General features: G+C 64.9%; 20 protein-coding genes and 3 rRNA genes (1 of these 23 cut by a window edge). 17 read left to right on the forward strand and 6 right to left on the reverse strand.

Going from position 1 to position 25,760, the window contains the following annotated elements:
* From PDM28_RS01975 to PDM28_RS01990, 4 genes are all read left to right on the forward strand, one after another.
* Nucleotides 1-2,744, forward strand: a 23S ribosomal RNA gene (locus tag PDM28_RS01975) (it extends 135 nt beyond the left edge of the window).
* 170 nt (nucleotides 2,745-2,914) lie between these two features.
* Nucleotides 2,915-3,029, forward strand: a 5S ribosomal RNA gene (gene rrf / locus PDM28_RS01980).
* 136 nt (nucleotides 3,030-3,165) lie between these two features.
* Nucleotides 3,166-3,280, forward strand: a 5S ribosomal RNA gene (gene rrf, locus PDM28_RS01985).
* 618 nt (nucleotides 3,281-3,898) lie between these two features.
* Nucleotides 3,899-4,402 carry an REP-associated tyrosine transposase gene (locus PDM28_RS01990; protein ID WP_425507628.1) on the forward strand — a complete coding sequence of 168 codons (504 nt, stop codon included), beginning with the start codon at nucleotides 3,899-3,901 and terminating at the stop codon, nucleotides 4,400-4,402.
* Nucleotides 4,403-4,465: 63 nt separating this feature from the next.
* On the opposite strand, the gene PDM28_RS01995 is transcribed toward PDM28_RS01990, so the two are convergent.
* Nucleotides 4,466-6,196 (reverse strand): M28 family metallopeptidase, encoded by a 1,731-nt coding sequence (locus PDM28_RS01995; RefSeq protein ID WP_311183603.1) that lies wholly within the window; start codon nucleotides 6,194-6,196, stop codon nucleotides 4,466-4,468.
* 52 nt (nucleotides 6,197-6,248) lie between these two features.
* Nucleotides 6,249-6,911, reverse strand: a complete 663-nt coding sequence (locus tag PDM28_RS02000) for a DUF4097 family beta strand repeat-containing protein (RefSeq protein WP_102946647.1) — start codon at nucleotides 6,909-6,911, stop codon at nucleotides 6,249-6,251.
* A 95-nt stretch (nucleotides 6,912-7,006) separates the two neighbouring features.
* Here PDM28_RS02000 and PDM28_RS02005 point away from each other — a divergent pair, with 95 nt between their 5' ends.
* Nucleotides 7,007-8,329: a murein hydrolase activator EnvC family protein gene (locus tag PDM28_RS02005; protein ID WP_311183604.1), complete on the forward strand. Its 1,323-nt coding sequence runs from the start codon at nucleotides 7,007-7,009 to the stop codon at nucleotides 8,327-8,329.
* A gap of 137 nt (nucleotides 8,330-8,466) precedes the next feature.
* Nucleotides 8,467-9,936, forward strand: a complete 1,470-nt coding sequence (locus PDM28_RS02010; RefSeq protein ID WP_311183605.1) for a S41 family peptidase — start codon at nucleotides 8,467-8,469, stop codon at nucleotides 9,934-9,936.
* Here the strand turns inward: PDM28_RS02010 and PDM28_RS02015 are convergent.
* Nucleotides 9,933-10,625, reverse strand: coding sequence for a rhomboid family intramembrane serine protease (locus PDM28_RS02015; protein ID WP_102946644.1), 693 nt, complete (start codon nucleotides 10,623-10,625; stop codon nucleotides 9,933-9,935). The genes PDM28_RS02010 and PDM28_RS02015 overlap by 4 nt on opposite strands.
* A gap of 231 nt (nucleotides 10,626-10,856) precedes the next feature.
* Here PDM28_RS02015 and PDM28_RS02020 point away from each other — a divergent pair, with 231 nt between their 5' ends.
* Nucleotides 10,857-12,200, forward strand: coding sequence for an outer membrane protein transport protein (locus PDM28_RS02020; RefSeq protein WP_311183606.1), 1,344 nt, complete (start codon nucleotides 10,857-10,859; stop codon nucleotides 12,198-12,200).
* A 60-nt stretch (nucleotides 12,201-12,260) separates the two neighbouring features.
* On the opposite strand, the gene PDM28_RS02025 is transcribed toward PDM28_RS02020, so the two are convergent.
* A complete protein-coding gene (locus tag PDM28_RS02025; protein ID WP_311183609.1) occupies nucleotides 12,261-12,989 on the reverse strand; it encodes a ThuA domain-containing protein in 729 nt (242 codons plus the stop codon).
* A gap of 105 nt (nucleotides 12,990-13,094) precedes the next feature.
* Nucleotides 13,095-16,319 (reverse strand): bifunctional proline dehydrogenase/L-glutamate gamma-semialdehyde dehydrogenase PutA, encoded by a 3,225-nt coding sequence (gene putA, locus PDM28_RS02030; RefSeq protein WP_311183610.1) that lies wholly within the window; start codon nucleotides 16,317-16,319, stop codon nucleotides 13,095-13,097.
* A 364-nt stretch (nucleotides 16,320-16,683) separates the two neighbouring features.
* Between putA and coxB the strand changes: the two genes are divergently transcribed.
* The 5 genes from coxB to PDM28_RS02055 all read left to right on the forward strand — a co-directional run bounded on the left by coxB (nucleotide 16,684) and on the right by PDM28_RS02055 (nucleotide 20,932).
* On the forward strand, nucleotides 16,684-17,631 hold the full coding sequence (gene coxB / locus PDM28_RS02035) for a cytochrome c oxidase subunit II (protein ID WP_311183611.1): 948 nt from the start codon (nucleotides 16,684-16,686) through the stop codon (nucleotides 17,629-17,631).
* Nucleotides 17,632-17,698: 67 nt separating this feature from the next.
* A complete protein-coding gene (ctaD, locus tag PDM28_RS02040) occupies nucleotides 17,699-19,309 on the forward strand; it encodes a cytochrome c oxidase subunit I (protein ID WP_102946639.1) in 1,611 nt (536 codons plus the stop codon).
* A gap of 8 nt (nucleotides 19,310-19,317) precedes the next feature.
* Nucleotides 19,318-19,446 carry a hypothetical protein gene (locus tag PDM28_RS02045; protein WP_256123623.1) on the forward strand — a complete coding sequence of 43 codons (129 nt, stop codon included), beginning with the start codon at nucleotides 19,318-19,320 and terminating at the stop codon, nucleotides 19,444-19,446.
* Nucleotides 19,443-20,033: a cytochrome c oxidase assembly protein gene (locus tag PDM28_RS02050; RefSeq protein WP_070208837.1), complete on the forward strand. Its 591-nt coding sequence runs from the start codon at nucleotides 19,443-19,445 to the stop codon at nucleotides 20,031-20,033. Before PDM28_RS02045 ends, PDM28_RS02050 begins: the two co-directional genes overlap by 4 nt.
* Nucleotides 20,034-20,053: 20 nt before the next feature.
* A complete protein-coding gene (locus tag PDM28_RS02055; protein ID WP_311183612.1) occupies nucleotides 20,054-20,932 on the forward strand; it encodes a cytochrome c oxidase subunit 3 in 879 nt (292 codons plus the stop codon).
* A gap of 9 nt (nucleotides 20,933-20,941) precedes the next feature.
* On the opposite strand, the gene PDM28_RS02060 is transcribed toward PDM28_RS02055, so the two are convergent.
* Entirely contained in the window at nucleotides 20,942-21,160 is a 219-nt protein-coding gene (locus tag PDM28_RS02060; RefSeq protein ID WP_070208839.1) for a twin transmembrane helix small protein, read from the reverse strand.
* A gap of 57 nt (nucleotides 21,161-21,217) precedes the next feature.
* Between PDM28_RS02060 and PDM28_RS02065 the strand changes: the two genes are divergently transcribed.
* The 5 genes from PDM28_RS02065 (at nucleotide 21,218) to PDM28_RS02085 (ending at nucleotide 25,536) form a co-directional block, all read left to right on the forward strand.
* On the forward strand, nucleotides 21,218-21,964 hold the full coding sequence (locus tag PDM28_RS02065; RefSeq protein ID WP_311183613.1) for an SURF1 family protein: 747 nt from the start codon (nucleotides 21,218-21,220) through the stop codon (nucleotides 21,962-21,964).
* Nucleotides 21,961-22,536 (forward strand): hypothetical protein, encoded by a 576-nt coding sequence (locus PDM28_RS02070; RefSeq protein ID WP_102946636.1) that lies wholly within the window; start codon nucleotides 21,961-21,963, stop codon nucleotides 22,534-22,536. The genes PDM28_RS02065 and PDM28_RS02070 overlap by 4 nt, the downstream gene beginning before the upstream one ends.
* A 10-nt stretch (nucleotides 22,537-22,546) precedes the next feature.
* Nucleotides 22,547-23,749 (forward strand): COX15/CtaA family protein, encoded by a 1,203-nt coding sequence (locus PDM28_RS02075; protein WP_311183615.1) that lies wholly within the window; start codon nucleotides 22,547-22,549, stop codon nucleotides 23,747-23,749.
* Nucleotides 23,746-24,633: a heme o synthase gene (cyoE, locus tag PDM28_RS02080; RefSeq protein ID WP_311183616.1), complete on the forward strand. Its 888-nt coding sequence runs from the start codon at nucleotides 23,746-23,748 to the stop codon at nucleotides 24,631-24,633. Before PDM28_RS02075 ends, cyoE begins: the two co-directional genes overlap by 4 nt.
* A gap of 78 nt (nucleotides 24,634-24,711) precedes the next feature.
* The gene (locus tag PDM28_RS02085; RefSeq protein WP_311183617.1) at nucleotides 24,712-25,536 is read left to right on the forward strand and encodes a calcium-binding protein; all 825 of its coding nucleotides are present in this window, start codon (nucleotides 24,712-24,714) and stop codon (nucleotides 25,534-25,536) included.
* Nucleotides 25,537-25,760 lie beyond the last annotated feature (224 nt).

A 25,760-nucleotide genomic window follows, 5' to 3' on the forward strand; every position in this document is an offset into this window, starting at 1 on the left:
TTGCGGGTATCCTGCAGTGAATACATAGCTGCTGGAAGCGAACCTGGTGAACTGAAATATCTAAGTAACCAGAGGAAAAGAAATCAACCGAGATTCCCTGAGTAGCGACGAGCGAACGGGGACTAGCCCTTAAGCTGGAATGGTTCTAGAAAAACAGCCTGGAACGGCTGGCCATAGAAGGTGATAGCCCTGTATTTAAAAGGGCCACTCCAGTGAAGACGAGTAGGGCGGGGCACGTGAAACCCTGTCTGAACATGGGGGGACCATCCTCCAAGGCTAAATACTACTGACCGACCGATAGTGAACCAGTACCGTGAGGGAAAGGCGAAAAGAACCCCGGAGAGGGGAGTGAAATAGATCCTGAAACCGTGTGCGTACAAGCAGTAGGAGCTCGAAAGAGTGACTGCGTACCTTTTGTATAATGGGTCAGCGACTTACTGTTCGTGGCAAGCTTAACCGTATAGGGGAGGCGAAGGGAAACCGAGTCTGATAAGGGCGCATAGTCGCGGGCAGTAGACCCGAAACCGGGTGATCTAGTCATGGCCAGGGTGAAGGTGCCGTAACAGGTACTGGAGGCCCGAACCCACGTCTGTTGCAAAAGACGGGGATGAGCTGTGATTAGGAGTGAAAAGCTAATCGAACCCGGAGATAGCTGGTTCTCCTCGAAAGCTATTTAGGTAGCGCCTCATATGTATCCTCTCGGGGGTAGAGCACTGTTATGGCTAGGGGGTCATCGCGACTTACCAAACCATTGCAAACTCCGAATACCGAGACGGACTGTATGGGAGACACACGGCGGGTGCTAACGTCCGTCGTGAAAAGGGAAACAACCCAGACCCACAGCTAAGGTCCCAAATTCACTGCTAAGTGGAAAACCATGTGGAAAGGCACAGACAGCCAGGAGGTTGGCTTAGAAGCAGCCACCCTTTAAAGAAAGCGTAATAGCTCACTGGTCGAGTCGGTCTGCGGGGAAGATTTAACGGGGCTAAGCAGTGAACCGAAGCTTGGGGTGTGCATATTTATATGTACGCGGTAGAGGAGCGTTCCGTAAGCCGTTGAAGGTGGATTGAGAAGTCTGCTGGAGGTATCGGAAGTGCGAATGCTGACATGAGTAACGATAATGCGGGTGAAAAACCCGCACGCCGAAAGCCCAAGGTTTCCTTGCGCAACGTTAATCGGCGCAGGGTGAGTCGGCCCCTAAGGCGAGGACGAAAGTCGTAGTCGATGGGAAGCAGGTTAATATTCCTGCACCTCGCGTAAGTGCGATGGAGGGACGGAGAAGGTTAGGTGTACCCGGCGTTGGTTGTCCGGGGGAAAGGCGGTAGGTTTGGATCTTTGGCAAATCCGGGATCCTCTAAGACCGAGCACCGAGACGAGTCTTTAAGACAAAGTCACTGATACCACGCTTCCAGGAAAAGCTCCTAAGCTTCAGCTTACGCAGACCGTACCGTAAACCGACACAGGTGGGTAGGATGAGAATTCTCAGGCGCTTGAGAGAACTCGGGTGAAGGAACTAGGCAACATGGCACCGTAACTTCGGGAGAAGGTGCGCCCTTTTTGGTGGCTCATGCGAGCTATAGCTGAAGAGGGCCGCAGAAACCAGGCCGCTGCGACTGTTTATCAAAAACACAGCACTCTGCAAACACGAAAGTGGACGTATAGGGTGTGACGCCTGCCCGGTGCTGGAAGGTTAATTGATGGGGTCAGCCGCAAGGCGAAGCTCTTGATCGAAGCCCCAGTAAACGGCGGCCGTAACTATAACGGTCCTAAGGTAGCGAAATTCCTTGTCGGGTAAGTTCCGACCTGCACGAATGGCGTAACGACAGCGGCGCTGTCTCCACCCGAGACTCAGTGAAATTGAAATCGCTGTGAAGATGCAGCGTTCCCGTGGCAAGACGGAAAGACCCCGTGAACCTTTACTATAGCTTTACACTGAACGTTGAGTTCGTCTGTGTAGGATAGGTGGGAGGCTATGAAACTGTGGCGCTAGCTGCAGTGGAGCCATCCTTGAAATACCACCCTGTCGTGCTTGACGTTCTAACCTGGGCCCATTATCTGGGTCGGGGACCGTGTATGGTGGGTAGTTTGACTGGGGCGGTCTCCTCCTAAAGAGTAACGGAGGAGCTCGAAGGTACGCTCAGCGCGGTCGGACATCGCGCACTGTGTGCAAAGGCATAAGCGTGCTTGACTGCAAGATCGACGGATCAAGCAGGTAGGAAACTAGGACTTAGTGATCCGGTGGTTCTGTATGGAAGGGCCATCGCTCAACGGATAAAAGGTACTCCGGGGATAACAGGCTGATACCGCCCAAGAGTTCATATCGACGGCGGTGTTTGGCACCTCGATGTCGGCTCATCACATCCTGGGGCTGTAGTCGGTCCCAAGGGTATGGCTGTTCGCCATTTAAAGTGGTACGCGAGCTGGGTTCAGAACGTCGTGAGACAGTTCGGTCCCTATCTGCCATGGGCGTTGGAGATTTGAGAGGGGCTGCTCCTAGTACGAGAGGACCGGAGTGGACGAACCTCTGGTGTTCCGGTTGTCACGCCAGTGGCATTGCCGGGTAGCTATGTTCGGAAGCGATAACCGCTGAAAGCATCTAAGCGGGAAGCGCGCCTCAAGATGAGATCTCCCGGGGCACAAGCCCCCTGAAGGAACCATATAGACTATGTGGTTGATAGGTCAGGTGTGTAAGTACAGCAATGTATTGAGCTAACTGATACTAATGATCCGTGTGGCTTGACCATATAACCTCAAGTTGCCTTGGCCGACATGACATGTCGATGGATACCAAGTGCACGCTACGTCACAAGACCTATGAGAGGCTGGCGCTGATATGCGCGTCCCTTCGCAAAAGCCTGCACATCCATGTGCAGACTCTAAGAAGGCACCGCATCTGCGACACTCCAACCGTCTCCCTGGTGAAATTAGCGCTGTGGAACCACCCGATCCCATCCCGAACTCGGAAGTGAAACGCAGCTGCGCCGATGGTAGTGTGGCTCAAGCCATGCGAGAGTAGGTCATCGCCAGGGTTTACACCCCGAAAACCCCGCTGCACATGCAGCGGGGTTTTCCTTTTTTTGCAGACCCCTGGTTTTCGCTACGGGTCGGCTTCTCGGAAGAGACCCCTGCTGAGCTGGCGCATGCATGCGCTGCTCCAACCGTCTCCCTGGTGAAATCAGCGCTGTGGAACCACCCGATCCCATCCCGAACTCGGAAGTGAAACGCAGCTGCGCCGATGGTAGTGTGGCTCAAGCCATGCGAGAGTAGGTCATCGCCAGGGTTTACACCCAAAACCCCGCTGCTGACGCAGCGGGGTTTTTCTTTGCGTGTTCGACGGGCAGTGAACACCGCCCACGATCTCTGTCCAACGGTAGGGTCGGTTCCCAAACGACCGCCGATAACGGTGATCGGCACGGTGACGCATGGACCCTGATCGAAGGGCGATTCCTCCGATCACAGGCCATGCCCCAATGACGCGATCACCACCTCAGTGGGGCGCTCCTTCGCATCCTGCGAACGCGCCACTCGTGCATCCATGCACATCGTCGATCGGGATGCGACCCTACCGCCTGCGCTGTCTGTCCAACGGTAGGGTCGGTTCCCAAACGACCGCCGATAACGGTGATCGGCACGGTGACGCATGGACCCTGATCGAAGGGTGATTCCTCCGATCACAGGTCATGCCCCAATGACGCGATCACTACCGCGGCGGGGCGCTCCTTCGCATCCTGCGAACGCGCCACTCGTGCATCCATGCACCGCGTCGATCGGGATGCGACCCTACCGAGGGACGCCCATTCCGTCTCCGGTTGACCTACGACATATCGCATTGTCTTCCGGCACTCACGGCGGTGTTCCTCCGATACGCACGAACGCGGGGGAAAGCGAGCCTATGAGTATGTCCAGTCCCCGACTTCTCATTGGCCGCCGCTCCTTGCAGGGCGCGTGCTACATGCTCACCACCACCGTCGCAGACCGCCAACGCGTCTTCATCGATGACGCCAGGGTCGAGTGCGCGGTAGAGGCGTTTCGTTGTTCAGACAGGGAGCATCGCTCGCGAACACTCGCGTGGGTAGTCATGCCCGACCACGTGCACTGGTTGATGCAGCTGCAGAACGGCAACATCAGCCGCTGCATGGCAGCGTTCAAATCCCGGTCCGCTCGTGCGCTGAATCTGCATCGAGCGTCGCAGGGAGCGCTTTGGCAGCGTGGTTTCTACGACCACTGCATCCGCTCGGACGAGTCGCTACTCAAACAGGCCAACTACCTCATCGAGAACCCGGTTCGTGCGGGGCTCACCACCAAGGTGGGCGAGTATCCGTACTGCTGGACGCGCTGGCCTGCAGAGGCCGATGAATCTGCCGACGTCTCTCCACCCGACCAACGCAGTGACGTGGAATGACCACCAACAAAAACGGCGCCCCTAAGGGCGCCGCTCTCTTTCAACCTTGACGATGTAAAAGGCTTACTTCGCCGCAGGCTTGGGCGTTGCCGTATCGACCTTGCCCTTCATCATCTCGTCGCGGGCCGCCTTGAACGGGTTGCCCTCGTACCAGTTCGGCCACCTGCCGCCGATTGCGATCTCACGACCGACGCCGTGCAGCAGCTCCAGGTCTTCCACGGTACCGTCCAGCTTCCAGGTGCTGGCGTCATACTCGTCCTTCGGGCCGTGGTAACGGTCGCGGCCGTAAGCTTCAGCCACCTTGCGGCCGGCTTCCACGCCGCCGTCCAGCAGGTCTTCGCCGCCGTCGGCGTACAGTGCCGGCACGCCGGCCTTGGCGAAGTTGAAGTGGTCCGAACGGAAGTAGAAGCCACTCTGCACCGAAGTCTCGCCGTGCAGGGTGCGACCCTTCTCCGCGGCCAGCGGCTTGAGGATGTCCTCCAGCTGCGAGCTGCCGAAACCGGTCACGGTCAGGTCCTTGGCCCGGCCGGCCACCGACATCGCGTCGATGTTGATCACGCCGGCAATCTTGTCCAGCGGGAAGGTCGGATGGTTCACGTAGTACTTCGAACCCAGCAGGCCCGATTCTTCCAGCGTCACCGCCAGGAACACCACCGAACGCTCCGGCGCCGGCTGCTCGTGGGCCATGGCGTCGGCAATCTCCAGGATGCCGGCCACGCCGGTGGCGTTGTCGATGGCACCGTTGTAGATGTTGTCGCCCTGCTCGCCCTCATGCTTGCCCAGGTGGTCCCAGTGCGCCATGTACACGACGGCTTCGTCGGCATGCTTGGTACCCGGCAGCACGCCGACCACGTTGCGCGACTTCTTCTCTGCGATGGTGCTCTTCAGGTCGAGCGACAGCTTGGCCTTCAGCGGCACCGGCTTGAACCCGCGCTTGTTGGCGTCCTTGTAGGCCTGGTCCAGGTCCAGCCCGGCGTCGGCGAACAGCTGGCGTGCCGTGTCGGCGCTCAGCCAGCCCTGTGCGGGCAGGCGCGGCTCCGGATCGTCCTTGGCCGGCAGGTCGTACTGCGGGCCCGCCCAGGAGTTCTTCACCACGTCCCAGCCGTACGACGCACCGGCGGTGTCGTGCACGATCAGCGCGGCGGCCGCGCCCTTGCGTGCGGCTTCCTCGAACTTGTAGGTCCAGCGCCCGTAATAGGTCATGCGCTTGCCGTCGAACAGCTTGTCGTCGTTGGCATGGAAGCCCGGGTCGTTGACGAACATCACGACCGTCTTGCCCTTCCAGTCCTGGCCGGCGTAGTCGTTCCACTTCTGCTCCGGCGCATCCACGCCGTAGCCGACGAACACCAGCTCGCTGCCGTCGATCTTCACTTCCTGCTGGCCGCTGCGGGTGCCGATCACCATGTCGGTGCCAAACTTCAGGTCGCGCTGCTTGCCGGCCTGGTCCAGCTTCAGCACGGTGCTTTCATCAGCGGTGGTTTCGGTCATCGCCACCTCCTGGAACCAGCTGTCGCCGTTGCCCGGCTGCAGTCCGATGCGCTGCATCTGGTCGCGGATGTAGTTCACCGTGCGCTCTTCGCCGGTGCTGCCCGGGGCGCGGCCTTCGAACTCGTCGGACGACAGGGTCTTGACCAGCTCGCCGAAATCGCCGGCGTTGATCTCGGCGGAGAATGCGTGGCCGGCAGCGGCCGGCGCAGTGTCGGCCGCCGGCGCGGAAGCCGGGGCCGTGGTCTCGCCCTTGCACGCGGTCAGCGCGGCGGTGGCGGCCAGGCACAACAGAAGTTTGCGGGACATCATCGATTCCTGGTGACAAAGGGCCGGTGCACGGGCACCGGGTGAAAGCGTATCAATTGGCGGGCGCGGTGTCGGTGTCGAACGGCACGGGCTCGGCGCCATGCACGGGGCCGATCGACGCGGTACGGTGCACATACAGCACGACCTCACGCTCGAAGTTCAGCTCACCGGCCACCGACGCCTTCGGCCCGATGATGATTCGCGGCTTGCGCGGTGCGCTCAGCGAAATGCCAAAACTTGGCTTTTCCACATGGATGCCACCGCCGACCTGCGAGCCGACGCCGACGGTAATGTCACCGTTGACCGTCTTGATGCTGTTGCTGAGCCGCGTCTCGACCAGCCCGATGCCGCCGTTGACGGTTTCCACGCCACCGTCGATCTGGCTGCCGCGGTCGACGAAGATGCTGCCATTGACGGTCTCGATGTTGCCTTTGGCCATGACCCGCGAGCCCAGCTTGATCGCGCCGTTGACCGTGGACACGCTGCCGGTGCTGGCGCCTTCCTCGACCTTGATGCCGCCATTGACGGTCTGGATGCTGCGCGTAGTGGCGCCGCTGCTCACCGTGATGCCGCCGTTGACCGTTTCAAGATCGCCATAGGCCTGGCCGGCCTCGGCCGTAATGTGGCCGTTGACCTTGCTGATGTCATCCACCGCCCATGCCGACCCGCAGGACAGGGTCATGGCCAACAGCAGTGGGAGCGAGAGATGTTTCATGGGTGCGTCGTCCGGTATGCGGCTGGCAGGCCGCGTGCAGGAATGTCACCATGCAGCGCTGCGATCCGCATCTGCCTGAAGTCACTGGAAAGCCCTTGCGCCACAACGTCTTTTCCTCACGCCGGCATAACAATCCGTCCACCGGGCAGGGCCGTGGCCCGCTGTGGAGGCTGGCGCTGTCGGTGGCGCTGGTGCTGGCGACCCTCGGCGCAGGACCCGTGGCGGCGCAGAACCCGAAGGAAACCGAACGCAAGCTTCAGAAGCTGCGTACCGAACTGAAAGGCGTGGCGCAGGAACGCAAGACCCTCGAAGGCCAGCGCGGCCAGGCTTCGCGCCAGCTGCGCGAAGCCGACGAAAAGGTCGCGCGCACCAGCCGCGTGCTGGCCGAGACCGAAACCGCGCTGCAGCGAGAAAGCCGCGCCCTGCAGGAACTGCAGCAGCGCCGCAGCGAACTGCAGGCCGGCCTGCAGGCGCAGCGCCAGGAGCTGGCCTCGCTGCTGCGCGCCGCGTACCGGATCGGAAACAACGCCCCGTTGAAGCTGCTGCTCTCGCAGGACAAGGTGGCCGACGCCAACCGCACCCTGGCCTACCACCGCTACCTGCAGCGCGAACGCGCGCGTCGGATCGGCGCGCTCACCACCGACCTGACCGAACTGGAAACGGTGGAAGCGCAGATCGTGGAGCGGCAGCAGGCATTGGAAGGCACCCGCAAGCAGCAGAAGCAACAGGCCGCTACCCTGGCCGACGACCGCAAGACCCGCGCGGCCACCGTGGCCAGCCTGGACGAGCGCTTCAAGGACCGCAGCGAGCGCGAGAAGGCCCTCGGCCAGGATGCCAAGGCGCTGGAAACGCTGCTGGCCAACCTGCGCGCGGCCGCCGCCCGCGCCGAGGCCGAACGCAAAGCCGCCGCACGCCGCGCTGCCGCCGAAAAGGCCGCGGCCGAAAAGGCCGAACGCGCTGCCGCTGCCAGCGGCACGCGTCCGCCGCCGCGCCCGGGCAAGACCCCTCCGGCGGTGGCGTCCGCACCCGCGCCCAAGGTCGGTGGCCTGGGCTGGCCGCTGTCGGGCAACCTGCTCGCCCGTTACGGTGGCAAGTTGCCGGACGGGCGGACCAGCAGCGGCGTGCTGATCGGCGCTGCGGCCGGCAGCACGGTGACCGCGGTGGCCGATGGCACCGTGGTGTTCTCCGACTGGATGACCGGCTACGGCATGATCCTGATCGTGGATCATGGCAATGGCTACATGAGCCTGTACGCGCACAACGACACCCTCCTGCGCGATGCCGGCGGCACGGTGAAGAAGGGCGACCCGGTGGCCAAGGTGGGGAACTCGGGCGGGCAGGGGGTTACTGCGTTGTACTTTGAACTGCGTCGTAATGGGCAGCCGGTGGATCCGTCTTCCTGGTTGCAGCGGCGGTAGGTGTGCGCCCAGCCACGCAGGGCGTGGCTCTACCGGCGGGGCGAGCGGCGCCGTCCTGGGCCGTTGTTCAACGGGAATTTACCGTGCGTTCGCGCATAATCGGGCGTGCCTTCCCCCCGCTTACCCTGGAGTGCTTCATGCGCGTAGCCCGTTCCGCCACCCTGCTGCTGGCCCTGGTGCCGGCGCTGTCATGGGCGCAGCAGACCGCCCAGGTTCCGGAACGTGGCGGCGATGCCGCCTCCACTGAAGAAGCCGTCACCTCGCGGGTACCGCTGGAAGAGATCCGCCGCTATGTGGCCGTCTACAACGCCGTGCGCGCGGCCTATGTCGATCCGGTGGAAGACAAGAAGCTGATGCAGTCGGCCATCCGTGGCCTGCTGCTGGACCTGGACCCGCACAGCACCTACTTCGACAAGGAAGATGCCGAAGCCTTCGACGAACAGGCCGAAGGCGCCTACGAAGGCATCGGCGTGGAGCTGCAGCAGCAGCCGGACAACAGCAGCCTGAAGGTGATCTCGCCGATCGACGACACCCCGGCGGCCAAGGCCGGCATTTTGGCCGGCGATCTCATCATCGCCATCGACGGCAAGCCGATCAGCGCCATCGAAGCCACCGAGCCGCTGCGCGGCAAGGCCGGCAGCAAGGTGGTGCTGACCATCGTGCGCGAGGGCAAGCCCAAGCCGTTCGATGTGCCGATCACCCGCGAAACCATCCGCGTCACCAGCGTGCGCAGCCGCATGCTGGAGCCGGGCTATGGCTACATCCGCCTGAGCACCTTCCAGGCCGACACCGGTGCCGACTTCCAGAAGCATGTCGCCCAGCTGCAGCAGCAGGCCGGTGGCCAGCTCAAGGGGTTGGTGCTGGACCTGCGCAGCAACCCGGGTGGCCTGTTGACCGCTGCGGTGCAGGTGGCCGACGACCTGCTCGACAAGGGCAACATCGTCAGCACCCGCGGCCGCATCTCGATCAGCGACGCACGCTTCGACGCTACGCCGGGCGACCTCTTGAAGGGCGCACCGGTGGTGGTACTGACCGACGCCGGTTCGGCCAGCGCCTCGGAAGTACTGGCCGGCGCGCTGCGCGACAACGGCCGTGCCCGCGTGGTCGGCAGCCGCACCTTCGGCAAGGGCTCGGTGCAGACCGTGCTGCCGCTGGACAATGGCGACTCGGTCAAGCTCACCACCGCGCGTTACTACACGCCGAGTGGCAAATCGATCCAGGCAACCGGCATCGTGCCCGACGTGGTGCTGCTGCCGGAGAAGAAGGACGGCGACGACGAGCTGCCGGCCAGCCTGTCCGACTACAGCGAAGCCACCCTGCCTGGGCATCTGCGCGGCGACGACGAAGGCGGCGAAGGCTACCAGGCCGGCGACGTGCTGCCGGGCGACGGGCCGATCAACGACGCCCTGGCCGAACTCAAGCAGCCGGGTTCGGTGGTGGCGAAGCAGAAGGCCGAAGCGGCGAAGAAGCCGGCCGCAAAGCCAGTAGCGCCGGCCGTTGGCCGGCCCACGCAGACGCCAGCACCGAAAGGGGACACCGGAACCGACGCCAACCCCGCGCCCAAACCCGAATCGAAACCCGAACCGAAACCCGAACCGACCCCTTAAAACCCGTGCCGCTTGCGCAGCCGCCGGGCGATGGCGGCGCGCACGTACACCCCGTAGGCCAGGCCGAACACGAAGCCGGCGATGTGCGCCCACCAGGCGACCATGCCGAAGCTTGGGCCGATGTAGGCGAACACCACCTGCAGCCCGGCCCACACCCCGATCAACAGGTAGGCCGGGGCGCGCACGAATTCCAGGAACAGGCCCAGCGGGATCACCACGCCCAGCCGGGCGCCGGGGAACAGCGCCAGGTAGGCGCCGATCAGCGCCGACACCGCGCCGCTGGCGCCGATGATGATCTGGTCGGGGCTGCCCATCGTGTAGATTGCGGTGAGGTTGGAGATCGCACCGCCCACCAGGAACAGCAGGATCAGCCGCCACGGCCCCAGCACCCGCTCGGCGGGCAGGCCGAAGATCAGCAGGAACACCAGGTTGCCCAGCAGGTGCGACCAGTCCGCGTGCAGGAACAGCGCGGTGAACAGCCGCAGCACGCTGCCGTCCTCGAACGTCGCCCACCAGTCCAGCGGCCGGGTCAGCCCGGTGGACAGCGCACCCCAGTCCAGCCACAGGCTGCGGCGGGCGTCGCCCGGCCGCGAGATCGACCACAGGAACGCCGCCCACAGCGCCGCGAACAGCAGGGGCGTGGCCCAGCGGACGGCAGACTTCTTGCGGGCGGGCAGGGAGACGAACATCGGTGCGCTAGCCTAGCGCGCCAGGGCGCCGGAAAGGGGTAAATGGCGGGTTCAGCCTGAATAGCCAGAACCGCCACCAACGTTATTGTTTCATTAACCGGTCTGGGTATACTCGCATACGGCGTCGTATGTCGGGAGGGGAATCCGGCGCGTTGTTCCAAGCCTTTCGGGGCGGGGAACGGCGCAGGCGCGCGTAGCCAAAACCACACGCAATTCCGGAGAGAACACACGATGCATACCGCTTCCACCCTCGCCCGCGTCACCGCCCTGGCTGTCGGCATCGCCGGCGTGCTGGCCGTTGGCCACGTCAACGCCGCCGCCTTCCAGCTGAAGGAAAACAGCGCCAAGGGCCTCGGCCGCGCCTTCGCCGGTTCGGGCAGCGCCCAGGGCGACGCCTCGATCATCGCGGTCAACCCGGCCGGCATGCGCCAGCTGGAAGGCACCATGGTCCAGGGCGACCTGAGCGCCATCAGCTTCAAGGCCGAATACGAAGGCACCGGCCGCAAGCCGACCGGCCAGCCGCAGACCGGCGGTGACGGCGGCGACGCCGGCATGATTGCCCCGGTTCCGGCCGCTTACTTCCACATGCCGATCGGCGAAAAGGCCCACTTCGGTGTCTCGCTGGCCGCTCCGTTCGGCTTCAAGACCGACTACGACAACGGCTGGGTGGGTCGCTACAGCGGCTTGAAGACCGACCTGAAGGCGATCGACCTGGGCTTCGCTGCCTCGTACGACGTCAACCCGTACGTGTCCTTCGGCGCGTCGGTGTTCGTTGAGCACCTGACCATCGAACTGAGCAACAACATCGACTTCGGCACCGCGCTGGCCCAGTCCCGCGTGCCGGGCTTCGCCCCGGGCAGCGCCGATGGCAAGCTGACCGTCGAAGGCGACAACAACGCCGTGGGTTGGACCGTCGGCGGCCTCTTCAGCCCTGATGAGAACACCCACATCGGCATCAGCTACCGTTCCAAGGTCGAGCACAAGATCACCGGCGGCGACGCCACCTTCGACGTGCCGGCCAACGCGGCTGCCGTGCTGGCCGTGGCCCAGCCGGGTCGCTTCGTGAGCACCTCGGGCAAGGCCACCCTGACCCTGCCGGCGTCGGCCACCCTGAGCGTCACCCACAACATCAACGATCGCTGGACCGTGATGGGCGACGTGACCCGTACCGCCTGGTCGACCGCCTTCGACGCGGTCACCATCGACTACGCGTCGGCGCAGCCGGACTCGGTGCTGGAATTCGGCTACCGCGACACCACCTTCGTCTCGCTGGGTACCGACTACAAGCTGAGCGACACCATCACCCTGCGTGGCGGCGTGGCCAACGACCAGACCCCGACCACCGACGCGCACCGCGACGTCCGCGTGCCGGACACCAGCCGCATCTGGCTGTCGGTCGGCATGGGTTGGACCCCGTCGGCGAACACCGAATACAACTTCGGTTACACCCACCTGCTGACCAACGATCCGAACCTGATCGTGCCGGGCACCACCAACAACCAGGGCAACTCGCTCAACGGCAAGTACAAGGTCCGTGGCGACGTGCTGGCTGCTTCGTTCCAGTACAAGTTCTGATTCACGGCGTTCGCGCCGCGTAGTACCAGAAGGCCCCGCGCAAGCGGGGCCTTCTGCGTTTCAGCACTGCGGTGAGCGGCCCGCCGCGTACAACAGGCCCTGGCGCAGGTGCGCCAGGAAATCGCGGTTGCGGTACACCGCCGTGTCGTGGCCCAGGCCGGTGTACCAGCTGCGCCCGCCGTCGAAGGCGTGGCACCAGGCAATGGGGTGGTCGGTGCCCATCGTGCCGCCGCTGTAGCGCTTCTCGTCCACGGTGGCGGTCACCTGAACCGTACCGCGTGGATTGCTGCGGAAGTTGTACAGCTCGTCGCGCACCGGCCAGGCATTCCCCCGTGGCGTGCCCTCGCGTTCGGGCTGCACCGGGCTGAACTGCAGCCCCTCGGGGTGGTTCTTGAAATACGCGCCCACCAGCTGGCCGTACCACGGCCAGTCGTATTCGGTGTCGGCGGCCGAATGCACACCCATGAAACCACCGCCGGCGCGTATGAAACTCTCCATGGCCTGCTGCTGCGTGGCGTCGAGCACGTCGCCGGTGGTGTTGGCGAACACCACCACCCGGTAGCGGGCCAGGTTGGCGTCGTTGAAGTCGGCGGGGTTTTCGCTCTGGTCCACCGCCATGCGCTCACGGCCGGCCAGCAGACGCAGCGTGCTAACTGCCGTGGGGATGGAATCGTGGCGGAACTTCGCGGTGTGGGTGAACACCAGCACGCGGTCTTCCTGCGCCGTGACAGGTCCGGCAATGGTGGACAACGACAGGACCAGCAACAGGGGCAGGGTCAATGAGCGCATGGGCCGATCATGACACAACACGCCATGCCCACAAAAAACCCCGCTTTCGCGGGGTTTTTCGTTACCAGAATCGCCGTAGAGCGGGGCTCTGCCCCGCTGCTCGAATCAATCGCCGAGGGTCAACAACGACGCGTTACCACCGGCCGCCGTGGTGTTCACCGTGACGGTCTTTTCCGTAGCAAAACGCAGCAGGTAGTGCGGACCACCCGCCTTCGGACCCGTACCCGACAGACCCTGGCCGCCGAACGGCTGCACGCCCACCACCGCACCGATCTGGTTGCGGTTGACGTACACATTGCCCACGTTGATGCGCGAGGAAATGCGGTCCACCGTCTCGTCGATGCGCGAATGCACGCCGAGGGTGAGGCCATAACCGGTGGCGTTGATCTGGTCGATCACCGCATCCAGCTGGTCGCCCTTCCAGCGGATCACGTGCAGCACCGGCCCGAAGATTTCCTTGTGCAGCTGGTCCAGGTTCTTCAGTTCGTACGCACGCGGCGCGAAGAAGGTACCGTGCGCGGCCGCTTCGCTGAGCTCGGCGGCGGCGATCAGGCGCGCTTCCTTCTCCATGCGCAGCGCATGTTCGCGCAGGATCTGCAGCGCGTCGGCATCGATCACAGGACCGACGTCGGTGGACAGCAGGCCCGGGTCGCCGACCTTCAGTTCGGCCATCGCACCGGCCAGCATGGTCATCACCTTGTCGGCGATGTCGTCCTGCACGAACAGCACGCGTGCGGCCGAGCAGCGCTGGCCGGCCGAGGTGAAGGCCGAACCGATCGCGTCCTTGACCAGCTGTTCCGGCAGCGCCGAAGAGTCGGCGATGAAGGCGTTCTGGCCGCCGGTTTCGGCAATCAGCACCCCAATGGCGGCGTCGCGCGCGGCCATAGCACGGTTGATCGCACGCGCGGTGTCGGTCGAGCCGGTGAAGGCCACGCCGGCCACGCGCGGGTCGGCGGTAAGCGCGGCACCGACGGTGGCGCCGTCGCCCGGCAGGAACTGCACCACGCCTTCGGGTACGCCGGCGTCGAGCAGCAGCTTCACTGCGTAGTAGCCGATCAGGTTGGTCTGTTCGGCCGGCTTGGCGATCACGCTGTTGCCGGCGGCCAGCGCAGCGGCCACCTGGCCCAGGAAGATTGCCAGCGGGAAGTTCCACGGGCTGATGCAGACGAACACGCCACGGCCGTGCAGCTGCAGCTCGTTGGACTCACCGGTTGGGCTCGGCAGCTTCTCGGCATGGCCGAACTGCTCGCGTGCCTGCTTGGCGTAGTAGCGCAGGAAGTCGACCGCTTCGCGCACTTCGGCGATGCCGTCCGGCAGGCTCTTGCCGGCTTCCTTCACGCACAGCGCCATGAACTCCGGCATGCGCGCTTCCAGCTGATCGGCGGCGTGCTCCAGGATCGCGGCGCGGCTGGCGGCCGGGGTGCGGTTCCACTGCGGCTGTGCCGCCACGGCATTGGCCAGCGCCTTTTCGACGGTGGCGCTGTCGGCCGGCTGCCACTGGCCCACCACCTGGCGGTTGTCGGCCGGGTTGATCACGTTGAGCAGCGCGCCGGTGGGCTGTGCGCCCGGCACCAGCGGGGCGGCCTGCCACGGCTTCACGGCCGCGTTGAGCTGCTCGGCCAGGGCGCGCAGATCGTTGTCGTTGGCAAGGTTGATGCCCATGGAGTTCTTCCTGTCGTGGTTCTGGCTGCGCAGCAGGTCAACCGGCAGCGGGATCTTGGGGTGCGGAATCGAGTCGAACGAGGCAACGGCCTCGACCGGGTCGCGGATCAGGTCGTCGATGGCCACGTCTTCGTCGGTGATGCGGTTGACGAAGCTGGAGTTGGCACCGTTTTCGAGCAGGCGGCGCACCAGGTACGGCAGCAGGTCTTCATGCGAGCCCACCGGCGCGTACACGCGGCACGGCACGTTGAGGCGGTTGGCCGGCACCACTTCGGCATACAGGTCATCGCCCATGCCGTGCAGCTTCTGGTGCTCGTACTGGCCGCCCTTGGCGATCGCCTTCACCGCCGCGATGGTGTGCGCGTTGTGGGTGGCGAACATCGGGTAGATCGCGTCGGCATGGGTGAACAGACGCTTGGCGCAGGCCAGGTAGGACACGTCGGTGTTCTGCTTGCGGGTGAACACCGGGTAGGCCGGCAGGCCGTCGATCTGCGCGCGCTTGATCTCCGCGTCCCAGTACGCGCCCTTGACCAGGCGCACCTGCAGGCGGCGGCCGATGCGCCGGGCCAGGTCGGCCAGGTAATCGATCGTGTACGGGGTGCGCTTCTGGTACGCCTGCACCACCACGCCGAAGCCTTCCCAACCGGCCAGCGACGCGTCGCTCACCACCGCTTCGATGATGTCCAGCGACAGTTCCAGGCGGTCGGTTTCTTCGGCGTCGACCGTGCAGCCAATGCCATACGATTTGGCCAGCTGCGCCAGTTCGAGCACGCCCGGCACCAGGTCGGCCATCACGCGCGCACGCTTGGCGTGCTCGTAGCGCGGGTACAGCGCCGACAGCTTGATCGAGATGCCCGGGGCGGAATTGACGTCGCCGTCCGGACGGCCGCCACGGGCCTTGTGGTCGCCACCGATGGAGTGGATCGCGCGGCGGTAGTCTTCCAGGTAACGCTTGGCGTCCTTCATGGTCAGCGCGCCTTCGCCGAGCATGTCGAACGAGTAGCGGTAGCTGGCGTTGTCGCCCTTGTGCGAGCGCGACAGCGCTTCGTCGATGGTGCGACCCATGACGAACTGGTGGCCCATGATCTTCATCGCCTGGCGCACGGCCAGGCGGATCACCGGCTCACCCACGCGGCCCATCAGGCGCGCGAACGCGCCCGGCACGTCGGCGCGGGTGGAGTCGTTGATCTGCACGATGTGGCCGGTGAGCATCAGGCCCCAGGTGGAGGCGTTGACCAGCACCGAGTCGCTGCCGCCCAGGTGCTTCTTCCAGTCCGCTTCGCCGAGCTTGTCGCGGATCAGCTTGTCGGCGGTGTCCTGGTCGGGAATACGCAGCAGGGCTTCGGCCACGCACATCAGCAGCACGCCTTCCTCGCTGCCCAGGTCGTACTGGCGCATGAAGGCTTCGATCGCGCCCTGGTCCTTGGCCCGCACGCGCACGCGCGCGACCAGGTCGGCGGCAGTGGCCTGCACGGCAGCCTGTTCGTCGGCCGGCAGGCGCGCCTGCGCCAGCAGCTCGCGCACGTGGCTGGCCTCGTCCTTCATCCAGGCATCGGTGATCGCCTGGCGGAACGCGTTGGGAACGGCCGGCAGCTCGGGCGACAGCAGCGGCGGGCGGGAGGCGCCGGACGAAGCCGGGGCAGGGGGAAGCGCGGAAGATGCGGTCATGCCGGTTGGCTCGTGGAGAACTTGACCATTTTAATCGTTTTTTTGCCCTGGCAAGCAATTCGGGGTGCGCCGTCGATCCGCCGCATAGCCTTTCATACAGGGGGATTCGGCGGGTCCCATGGGAGTGTCGAAAAGTGTGCCATTTTCGTCAAATCGGCTGCCGATGCTTATGCTGTATTGCACCATCTCTGAAATTGTGAATGGACCCTTGCGGCTCGCGCGACAGCAGGGCTACCATCGGGACGTTCAGCGTACAGCTGGCAGTCGCACTGCGTGCTCACCCCCTCGGGTGCGTCTGCGACCGAAAAGTAGGCTTGCTCGTGGCCAGCGATGGCTGCAACCGACGACGCTAAGGGTCTAGGCAATGAAGCAACGCAGAAAGTGGGGCACGCAGTTCGGAAAGGCAGTGGGGTGTGGGGCAGCGCTGATGGCGCCGGCACTGGCGTGGGCCCAATCGGCCGACCCCAAGCCGTGGCAGCTCAACATGGGCAAGGGGGTCACCCAGAGCTCGCGGTTGGCCTGGGAATCCAACATGTTCTCGCTGTGGGTGTGTACGGTCATCGGCGTGCTGGTGTTCGGCGCGATGTTCTATGCCATCTTCAAGTTCCGCAAATCCAAGGGTGCGGTCGCCGCCACCTTCAGCCACAACACCAAGGCCGAGGTGATCTGGACCGTCATCCCGGTGATCATCCTGGTGGTGATGGCCTGGCCGGCCACCGCCAACCTGATCAAGTTCTACGACACCCGCGACGCCGAAATGACCGTGAAGGTCACCGGCTACCAGTGGATGTGGAAGTACGAGTACCTGGGCGAAGAGGTCACCTTCACCAGCCGCCTGGACCGCGAGTCGGACCGGGTGCGGCAGAGCGGCAAGGTGCCCGACCGTGAGAGCCACCCGCATTACCTGCTCGACGTGGACAACCGCCTGGTGCTGCCGGTCGACACCAAGGTGCGCTTCGTCATCACCTCCGACGACGTGATCCACGCCTGGTGGGTGCCCGCGCTGGGCTGGAAGCAGGACGCCATTCCCGGCTTCATCAACGAGGCCTGGACCAACATCGAGCAGGTCGGCGTGTACCGCGGCCAGTGCGCCGAGTTGTGCGGCAAGGACCATGGCTTCATGCCGATCGTGGTCGAGGCGGTCTCGAAGGACGACTTCCAGAAGTGGCTGGCCGCAAAGCGTCCGAAGGCGGCAGATCCCGCCCCGGCGCCCGCCGCGCCGGAAGCCACTCCGGAAGCGACCCCGGGTGAAACACCGGAAGCACCGGCAGCGCCGGCCGCGGCACCGGCCGCGGCGCCGGAAAACGCCTGACATCATCGAACCGCGCGCGCCGCACGGCGCGCACGGCTACCAGCGGAACCAATGAGGTGTAGTTGCGATGGCGCATACCGCAGTTGATCACGACGGGCATCACGGACATCAGCAGTCGTTCTTCGAACGTTGGTTCTTCTCGACCAACCACAAGGACATCGGCACGCTGTACCTGCTCTTCAGCTTCCTCATGTTCATCATCGGCGCGGCGATGAGCGTGATCATCCGCGCCGAGCTGATGCAGCCCGGCCTGCAGTTCGTGAAGCCGGAAACCTTCAACCAGCTCACCACCGTGCATGCACTGGTGATGATCTTCGGTGGCGTCATGCCGGCCTTCGTCGGCCTGGCCAACTGGATGATTCCGCTGCAGGTCGGCGCGCCGGACATGGCGCTGCCGCGCATGAACAACTGGTCGTTCTGGCTGCTGCCGGTGGCGTTCAGCCTGCTGCTGCTCACCTTCCTGCTGCCCGGTGGCGCACCGGCCGGTGGCTGGACCCTGTACCCGCCGCTGTCGCTGCAGGGCGGCTACAACGTGGCCTTTACCGTGTTCGCCATCCACGTGGCCGGCATCAGCTCGATCATGGGCGCGATCAACATCATCGCCACCGTGCTCAACATGCGCGCGCCCGGCATCGACCTGCTGAAGATGCCGATCTTCTGCTGGTCCTGGCTGATCACCGCGTTCCTGCTGATCGCGGTGATGCCGGTGCTGGCCGGTGCGGTGACCATGCTGCTCACCGACAAGTTCTTCGGCACCAGCTTCTTCAATGCCGCCGGCGGTGGCGACCCGGTGATGTTCCAGCACATCTTCTGGTTCTTCGGCCACCCGGAGGTGTACATCATGATCCTGCCGGCGTTCGGCGTGGTCAGCGAAATCATCCCCACCTTCAGCCGCAAGCCGCTGTTCGGTTACCAGGCCATGGTCTACGCTATCGCCGCGATCGCGTTCCTGTCGTTCATCGTCTGGGCCCACCACATGTTCACCGTGGGCATGCCGCTGGGCGGCGAAATCTACTTCATGTTCGCCACCATGCTGATCTCCATCCCGACCGGGGTGAAGGTGTTCAACTGGGTGAGCACCATGTGGCGCGGCTCGCTCACCTTCGAAGCACCGATGCTGTGGGCGGTGGCCTTCGTCATCCTGTTCACCATCGGCGGGTTCTCGGGACTGATGCTGGCCATCGTGGTGGCCGACTTCCAGTACCACGACACCTACTTCGTGGTGGCGCACTTCCATTACGTGCTGGTCACCGGTGCGGTATTCGCGCTGATCGGCGCGGTGTACTACTGGTGGCCGAAGTGGACCGGGCGCATGTACAGCGAATTCTGGGCCAAGGTCCACTTCTGGTGGTCCATCCTCTTCGTGAACCTGCTGTTCTTCCCGCAGCACTTCCTCGGCCTGGCCGGCATGCCGCGCCGTATTCCCGATTACAGCGTGGCGTTCGCCGACTGGAACCTGATCAGCTCGATCGGTGCGTTCGGCATGTTCGTCACCCCATTCATGATGGCCGCCATCCTGATCGCCTCGCTGCGCAATGGTGAGAAGGCCGCCGACCGCTCCTGGGAAGGCGCGCGCGGGCTGGAGTGGACCATTCCTTCACCGGCACCGGCGCATACCTTCACCGTGCCGCCGGTCATCCGTCCGGGCGATCTGGCCCACGACGACATCACTCACTGAGGTGCGCCATGCATGATGCGCAACAACAGGATCTGGCCGTTCGCCGCCAACGTGCGCGGCGCACCGCGCTGTGGGTGGGCGCGGTGGCCATCGCGGTCTATGTCGGCTTCATCCTGACCGGGGTGCTCGGCCGATGAACGACCCGCGCCCCGCCACGCCCGCGCCGAGCGCCGGGCTGCCGCGCCTGATCGGGGTGGCGGTGGCGGTGTTCGTGCTGACCTTCTCGCTGGTGCCGCTGTACCGCATCGCCTGCGAGAAGGTGTTCGGCGTGCGCCTGGAACGCGGGCCCGGCGCGCAGGCGGCGGGCGGTCCGGCGGCGGCAAAACGCACCGTGCGGGTGGAGTTCGACGGCGGGGTCAATTCGAAGCTGCCGTGGGCGTTCCATCCCGAGCAGCTGAGCATGGACGTGGTGCCGGGTGAGCTCAACGAAGCGCTGTACTACGCCCGCAACGACAGCGACCACGCGCTGGTTGGCAGCGCGGTGCCGTCGGTGGCCCCGGCCAAGGCCTCGGGCTACTTCAGCAAGACCGAATGCTTCTGCTTCACCGCGCAGACCCTGGTGGCCGGCGAGAAACGCGACATGCCGGTGCGTTTCATCGTCGACCCGGACCTGCCGGCCAACATCAAGACCATCACCCTGTCGTACACGTTCTACAAGAACGACGCGCTGTCGTCGCAGCTGGCCACGGCGACCCCGCCGGCCACCGCGCGCTCGGCACCCTGATACGTACCCGGATACCGCATATGGCCGCCCAGCACAGTCCCGACGCCAACGTGTACTTCGTCCCCACGCACAGCAAGTGGCCCTTCATCGGTTCCATCGCGATGATGGTGACCATGGTGGGCGTGGCCAGCTGGCTCAATGACGCCGGCTGGGGCAAGTGGACCTTCTACGCCGGCATCGCGATGCTGGTGCTGACCCTGTTCTGGTGGTTCAGCGATGTGGTGCGCGAATCGCAGGCTGGGCATTACAACCGCCAGGTCGACGGCTCGTTCCGGATGGGCATGGTGTGGTTCATCTTCTCCGAAGTGATGTTCTTCGGTGCCTTCTTTGGCGCGCTGTTCTACACCCGCAACCTGGGCCTGGCGTGGCTGGGCGGCGAGGGCGACGGGGTGATGACCAACGAACTGCTCTGGGACGGCTATTCGGCGGCCTGGCCGACCAACGGGCCGGGCGCCATCGGCGGCCACTTCCAGACCATTCCGGCCTGGGGCCTGCCGCTGATCAACACGCTGATCCTGCTGACCTCCGGCGTCACCCTGACCATCGCCCACCATGCTTTGAAGGCAGGTCATCGCCGCCAGCTGCTGGTGTGGCTGGGCATCACCGTGCTGCTCGGCGCGTTCTTCCTCACCCTGCAGGCCGAGGAATACATCCACGCCTACAAGGAACTGAACCTCACGCTGGGTTCGGGCATCTACGGGTCCACCTTCTTCATGCTCACCGGCTTCCACGGCGCGCACGTGCTGCTGGGCACCATCATGCTGATCGTGATGTGGCTGCGCGCGGCCAAGGGCCATTTCACTCGCGACAACCACTTCGGCTTCGAAGCGGCGGCGTGGTACTGGCACTTCGTCGACGTGGTGTGGCTGATGCTGTTCCTGTTCGTCTACGTGCTGTAGCGCCGGGGCTCAACCACCGATGCCGTGGGGTTTGATCCAGCCGGTGTAGATGCCGATCGCCACCAGCGCAATCAGCGCCACCGACACCGCGATGCGCCGGGTGAGCGCATTGACGGTGCGCTTGGTCTGGCCGCGGTCGACCAGCAGGTAGTACAGACCGGCGCCCAGATTCCAGACGATGACGATCAGAAACGCGATTACCAGCAGGGTCTTCAACGAATCATTCATGCGCGGCTCAAGGGCAGGGCGGGTACGCCTATCTGACCGCGTTTCGACGGCGTTGTCATGATGCGCAAGCACACGCGCCTGATCGGCTGGGTGGCCGCCGTGCTGGTCATCGTCGGTTTCTCCCAGCTGGGCATGTGGCAGCTGCACCGCATGCATGAAAAGCAGGCCCTGTTGGACCAGCAGGTGCCAGCCCGCGCGCAGACCCTGGGCCTGGCCGATGCGCAGGCCGCGCCGCCGCAGCTACGCTGGGTCGAAGACCACGGCCGTTTCCTGCCGGGCACCGTGCTGCTGGACAACCAGACCCGCGGCGGACGCGCCGGCATCAAGCTCTACCAGCCGTTCCGCAGCGACAGCGGCGCCGTGGTGCTCGTCGACCTGGGGTGGCTGCCGATGCCGCCTGATCGCCAGCTGCCGACCGTGGTGCCGCGCGAAGGCGAGGCTCATGTGGCCGGGCTGCTCGCTCCGCCGCCGGCCACCGGGTTGGCGCTGGGCCCGGCGCTGGTCCCGGCCTCGCAGCCCGCCGTGTGGCTGGCCAACCGCATGCCGCCTGCGGACGTGGCTGCCGCGTTGGGCCTGCCGCCCGCCAGCCTGCGCAGCGCGGTGCTGCGCCTGGACCCTGCACTCCCCGGCGGTTACGCCCGCGACCTCGAACTGCTGCCCAACACCCTGCCGCCCAGCCGCCACCTCGGCTACGCCGTGCAGTGGTTCGGCCTGGCCCTGACCGTGCTGGTCGTCGCGTTGGTGCTCGAATGGCGAAGCCGCCGCCGCACACCCTCCGCTTACATGAGAAAATCCCGCCCATGAATGCCATCACCCCGGAACAGCTCAAGGCCCGCAACCGTGGTCGCTGGACCCTGGTCGCGCTGTTCGGCCTGTTCTTCGGCGCGATGGCGCTGGCCGGCGTGCTGCGCTTCTCCGGCTGGCAGCCGGCCGACCACCGCAATACCGGCCAGATGCTGCAACCGCCGGTGGACGCGCGCGCGCTGCCGCTTACCCTCGCCAATGGCGAACCCTACCCGTGGAACCCCGACGCGCACGTGTGGCGCATCCTGGTTGCGCCCGCACCGGGCTGTGCAGCCGAGTGCGTCACTTTGTCGCAGGGATTGGGCAAGGTGTGGCAGCTGTTCGGCCATAGGGCGGATAATGTCGAGATCCTGTGGCTGGGTACGCCGCCGGCCGAGGTCCAGGGCCTGCCCGCCCTGCGCGTGCTGGCGCCCCAGCCGACCCTGCGTGCCGCCTTGCCCGCCGTGGATGACGCCGCCGGCACCCCTGTGTATGTGATCGACCCGAACGGGTTCGTGATCATGCGGTACGCGCCGGGATTCGAACTGGCCGGTCTGCGCAAGGACCTGGCCACGCTGTTGAAACTGAAGTGAGTTCCGTTTGATGAACCCCACCGCGCGCCCGGCGCTGCATCGCAATTTCCACCGTCTGGCGTGGTTCGCCCTGATCATGACGGCGAGCACGATCATGTTCGGTTCGTTCGTGCGCCTGTCCGATGCCGGCCTGAGCTGCCCGGACTGGCCGACCTGCTATGGCCGCGTGACCTGGCCGCAGCATGCGGCGGAAGTGATCCGCCACGAAGCGGCCAAGATCCGCCCCCTGGAAACCCACAAGGCCTGGCGCGAGCAGGTGCACCGCTTCCTGGCCGGCGCGCTGGGTATCGAGATCCTCACCCTGGCGCTGCTGGCGGTACGCCGGCGCAGCTGGGGCACCACGGCGGTGGTCACTGCGTGCGTGCTGGTGGCCACCGGCATACCCCTGTACATGATGGGCTGGCACGTCTCGGCCAGCGTGCTGGCGCTCACCGGTGAGGCGATCCTGCTGATCGCTGCGCTGCGCTGGAACAACATCGACCTGGCCCGCGCGGCGTTGCTGACCCTCGCGGTGGTGATCTTCCAGGCGTTGCTGGGCATGTGGACGGTCACCCTGCTGCTCAAGCCGATCGTGGTGATGGGCCACCTGCTGGGTGGCATGCTGATGTTCGGGCTGCTGGTATGGATGGCGTGGCGTGCCACGCACATGCCGATCAACCTGGTCGAGGCGCCGAAGCTGAAATGGCTGCTGCGCGCCGGCGTGGCCGTGCTGGTCCTGCAGATCGCGCTCGGCGGCTGGGTCAGCGCCAACTACGCGGCCCTGGCCTGTGGCGGTGGCAGCGCCACGCTCGACAACTTCCCGCGCTGCGTGAGCCAGTGGTGGCCGCCCCACGACTTCAAGGAAGGCTTCACCCTGTGGCGTGGCATCGGCGTGGACTACGAAGGGGGCGTGCTGGATGGCGCCTCGCGTATCGCGATCCAGATGGCGCACCGCATGTTCGCGGTCGTGGTCGCGGTTTACCTGCTGTGGCTGGCCGTGCGCCTGTATCGCCTGCCGAGCATGCGCGGCTGGGCCACCGCGCTGGGCCTGCTGGTGGTGTTGCAGATCACCTTGGGCATCCTCAACGTCAAGCTGGCCGTGCCGCTGGAAGTGGCCGTCGCCCACAGCGGCGGCGCCGTGGCGCTGCTGTTCGTGCTGGTCACGCTGCTCGCGCGCCTGCGTGCGCCGGCCGATGTGGACGATGAAGATGACGTTTCTGGAGCGACGCCGTGAGCGTGCGGCAGTACTGGGACCTGACCAAACCCAAGGTGGTGGCACTGATCGTGTTCACCGCATTGGTGGGCATGTTCCTCGCCATTCCTACCCTGCCTACCGCCGAGCAGGCGGTTCGCGGTGCGCTGGGCTTCCTCGGCATCTGGCTGGCGGCCTCGGCGGCAGCGGCGATCAACCAGCTGCTGGACGCACAGATCGACGCACAGATGGCGCGTACCTCGTGGCGGCCGCTGGTGGTGGGCAAGGTCAAGCCGTGGCAGGTGCTGGTGTTCGCCGGCGCACTGATCGTGCTGTCGATGACCATCCTGGTGCTGTGGGTCAACGTCATCACCGCCGTGCTGACCTTTGCCTCGCTGATCGGCTATGCCGTGATCTACACCGTATACCTCAAGCGCGCGACCTCGCAGAACATCGTGATCGGCGGCCTCGCCGGTGCCACGCCGCCGCTGCTCGGCTGGGCGGCCATCACTGGCATGCAGGGCCCGATGGACTGGGCCTACGCCTCGCTGCTGGTGCTGATCATCTTCATCTGGACCCCGCCGCATTTCTGGGCACTGGCGATCTTCCGCCGCGAGGATTACGCCAAGGCCAAGATTCCGATGCTGCCGGTGACCCACGGCGTGGCGTACACCCGCAAGTCGATCATGGCGTACTCCATCGCGCTGGCCATCGTCAGCATCCTGCCTGCCGTGGTGGGCATGAGCGGCCTGTTCTACCTGGGCGGTGCGGTCGTGTTGAACACCGTATTCGTCTGGTACGCCTGGCGCATGCTCAATCCGCCGGATGAGCTGTTCTCGATGAAGATGTTCGGCTACTCCATCGTCTACCTGATGGCGCTGTTCGCGTTCCTGATGGTGGACCACTGGATGCTGCCGTTCCTGTGATCGCCATCGCACGCGCCCGGACTTGAATCCGGCCATCGCGCCGCCATTGCTTTCATGACCCCGACAGGACGCGACGGCATGAAGCGATGGCTCTGGATGGCTGCGATGGTGGCTTTGATGATGTACGGCACCGCCTTTGCCGCGCCCGCAACGGGCGTGGACGACACCGCCACACAGATCATGACGCTGGCGGGCGATCACCGCCTGGTGGTGCTGGGCGAGTACCACGGCACCGCCGAAACGCCGCTGTTGGTGGCCGACCTGATGGAGCGCTACAGCCGCGACAACGCGCCGGTACGGCTGGGGTTGGAGCTGCCGATGAGCGAGAACGCCGCCTTGGCGCGCTACCTTCGCTCGAACGGCGATGCAGATGCGCGGGAAGCACTGCGCACCCAGCCGTTCTGGCGGGTGAAGGACGACCAGCACGACGGACGCCGAAGCCGCGACATGCTCGCGCTGATCGAAGCCCTGCGCGCGCTGCGGGCGCAGGGGCGCGATGTCGGTGTGGCCGGCTACGACATTGAAATAAGCGCATACGACAGCGACGTGGATCGCGACGCTGCGATGGCCACGCACCTGCGGCAGCAGTTCAATGCACTTCCGACAGGAACGCGCATGCTGGTGCTCACCGGCAACGTGCACGCCATGCGCCACCCCTTTGCAGATGCACCGCCGGAAATGAAGCACCGCACGATGGCTTCGTACCTGTTGGACCTTCCGCTGTACAGCGTGCGCGTGGAGGCGCTGCGTGGCCAGTCTTGGGGCTGCTTGAAGCCATGTCGCGCAATCACGCTACCCGAGAGGCCGGCGCGTGATCCGGTCGCCGAAACCGACGCGGATCGCTCCTACGACGTGTGGGTGTATCTGCCGGAGTTGAGCGTGGGTACGTTGACTGACCCGTAACGCTGAAGAAATCCTGGCTGTTCGGTGAATTGGTGGGGTCGCTTCCCAAACGACGCTGTGCATGGATGCACGAGTGGCGCGTTCGCAGGATGCGAAGGAGCGCCCCGCACGTAAAAAGGATCGGCGCGACGAAGGCATGTTGTTTACCGAGGCAACGTCGGACTGTCCGTCAGACAATGCCGCACCAGTGTGTCGTCATCCACGCATCTGCCTCAAATCATGAG

This window comes from Stenotrophomonas aracearum, from assembly GCF_031834615.1.
In the GTDB taxonomy this organism is placed as follows: Bacteria; Pseudomonadota; Gammaproteobacteria; order Xanthomonadales; family Xanthomonadaceae; genus Stenotrophomonas; species Stenotrophomonas aracearum.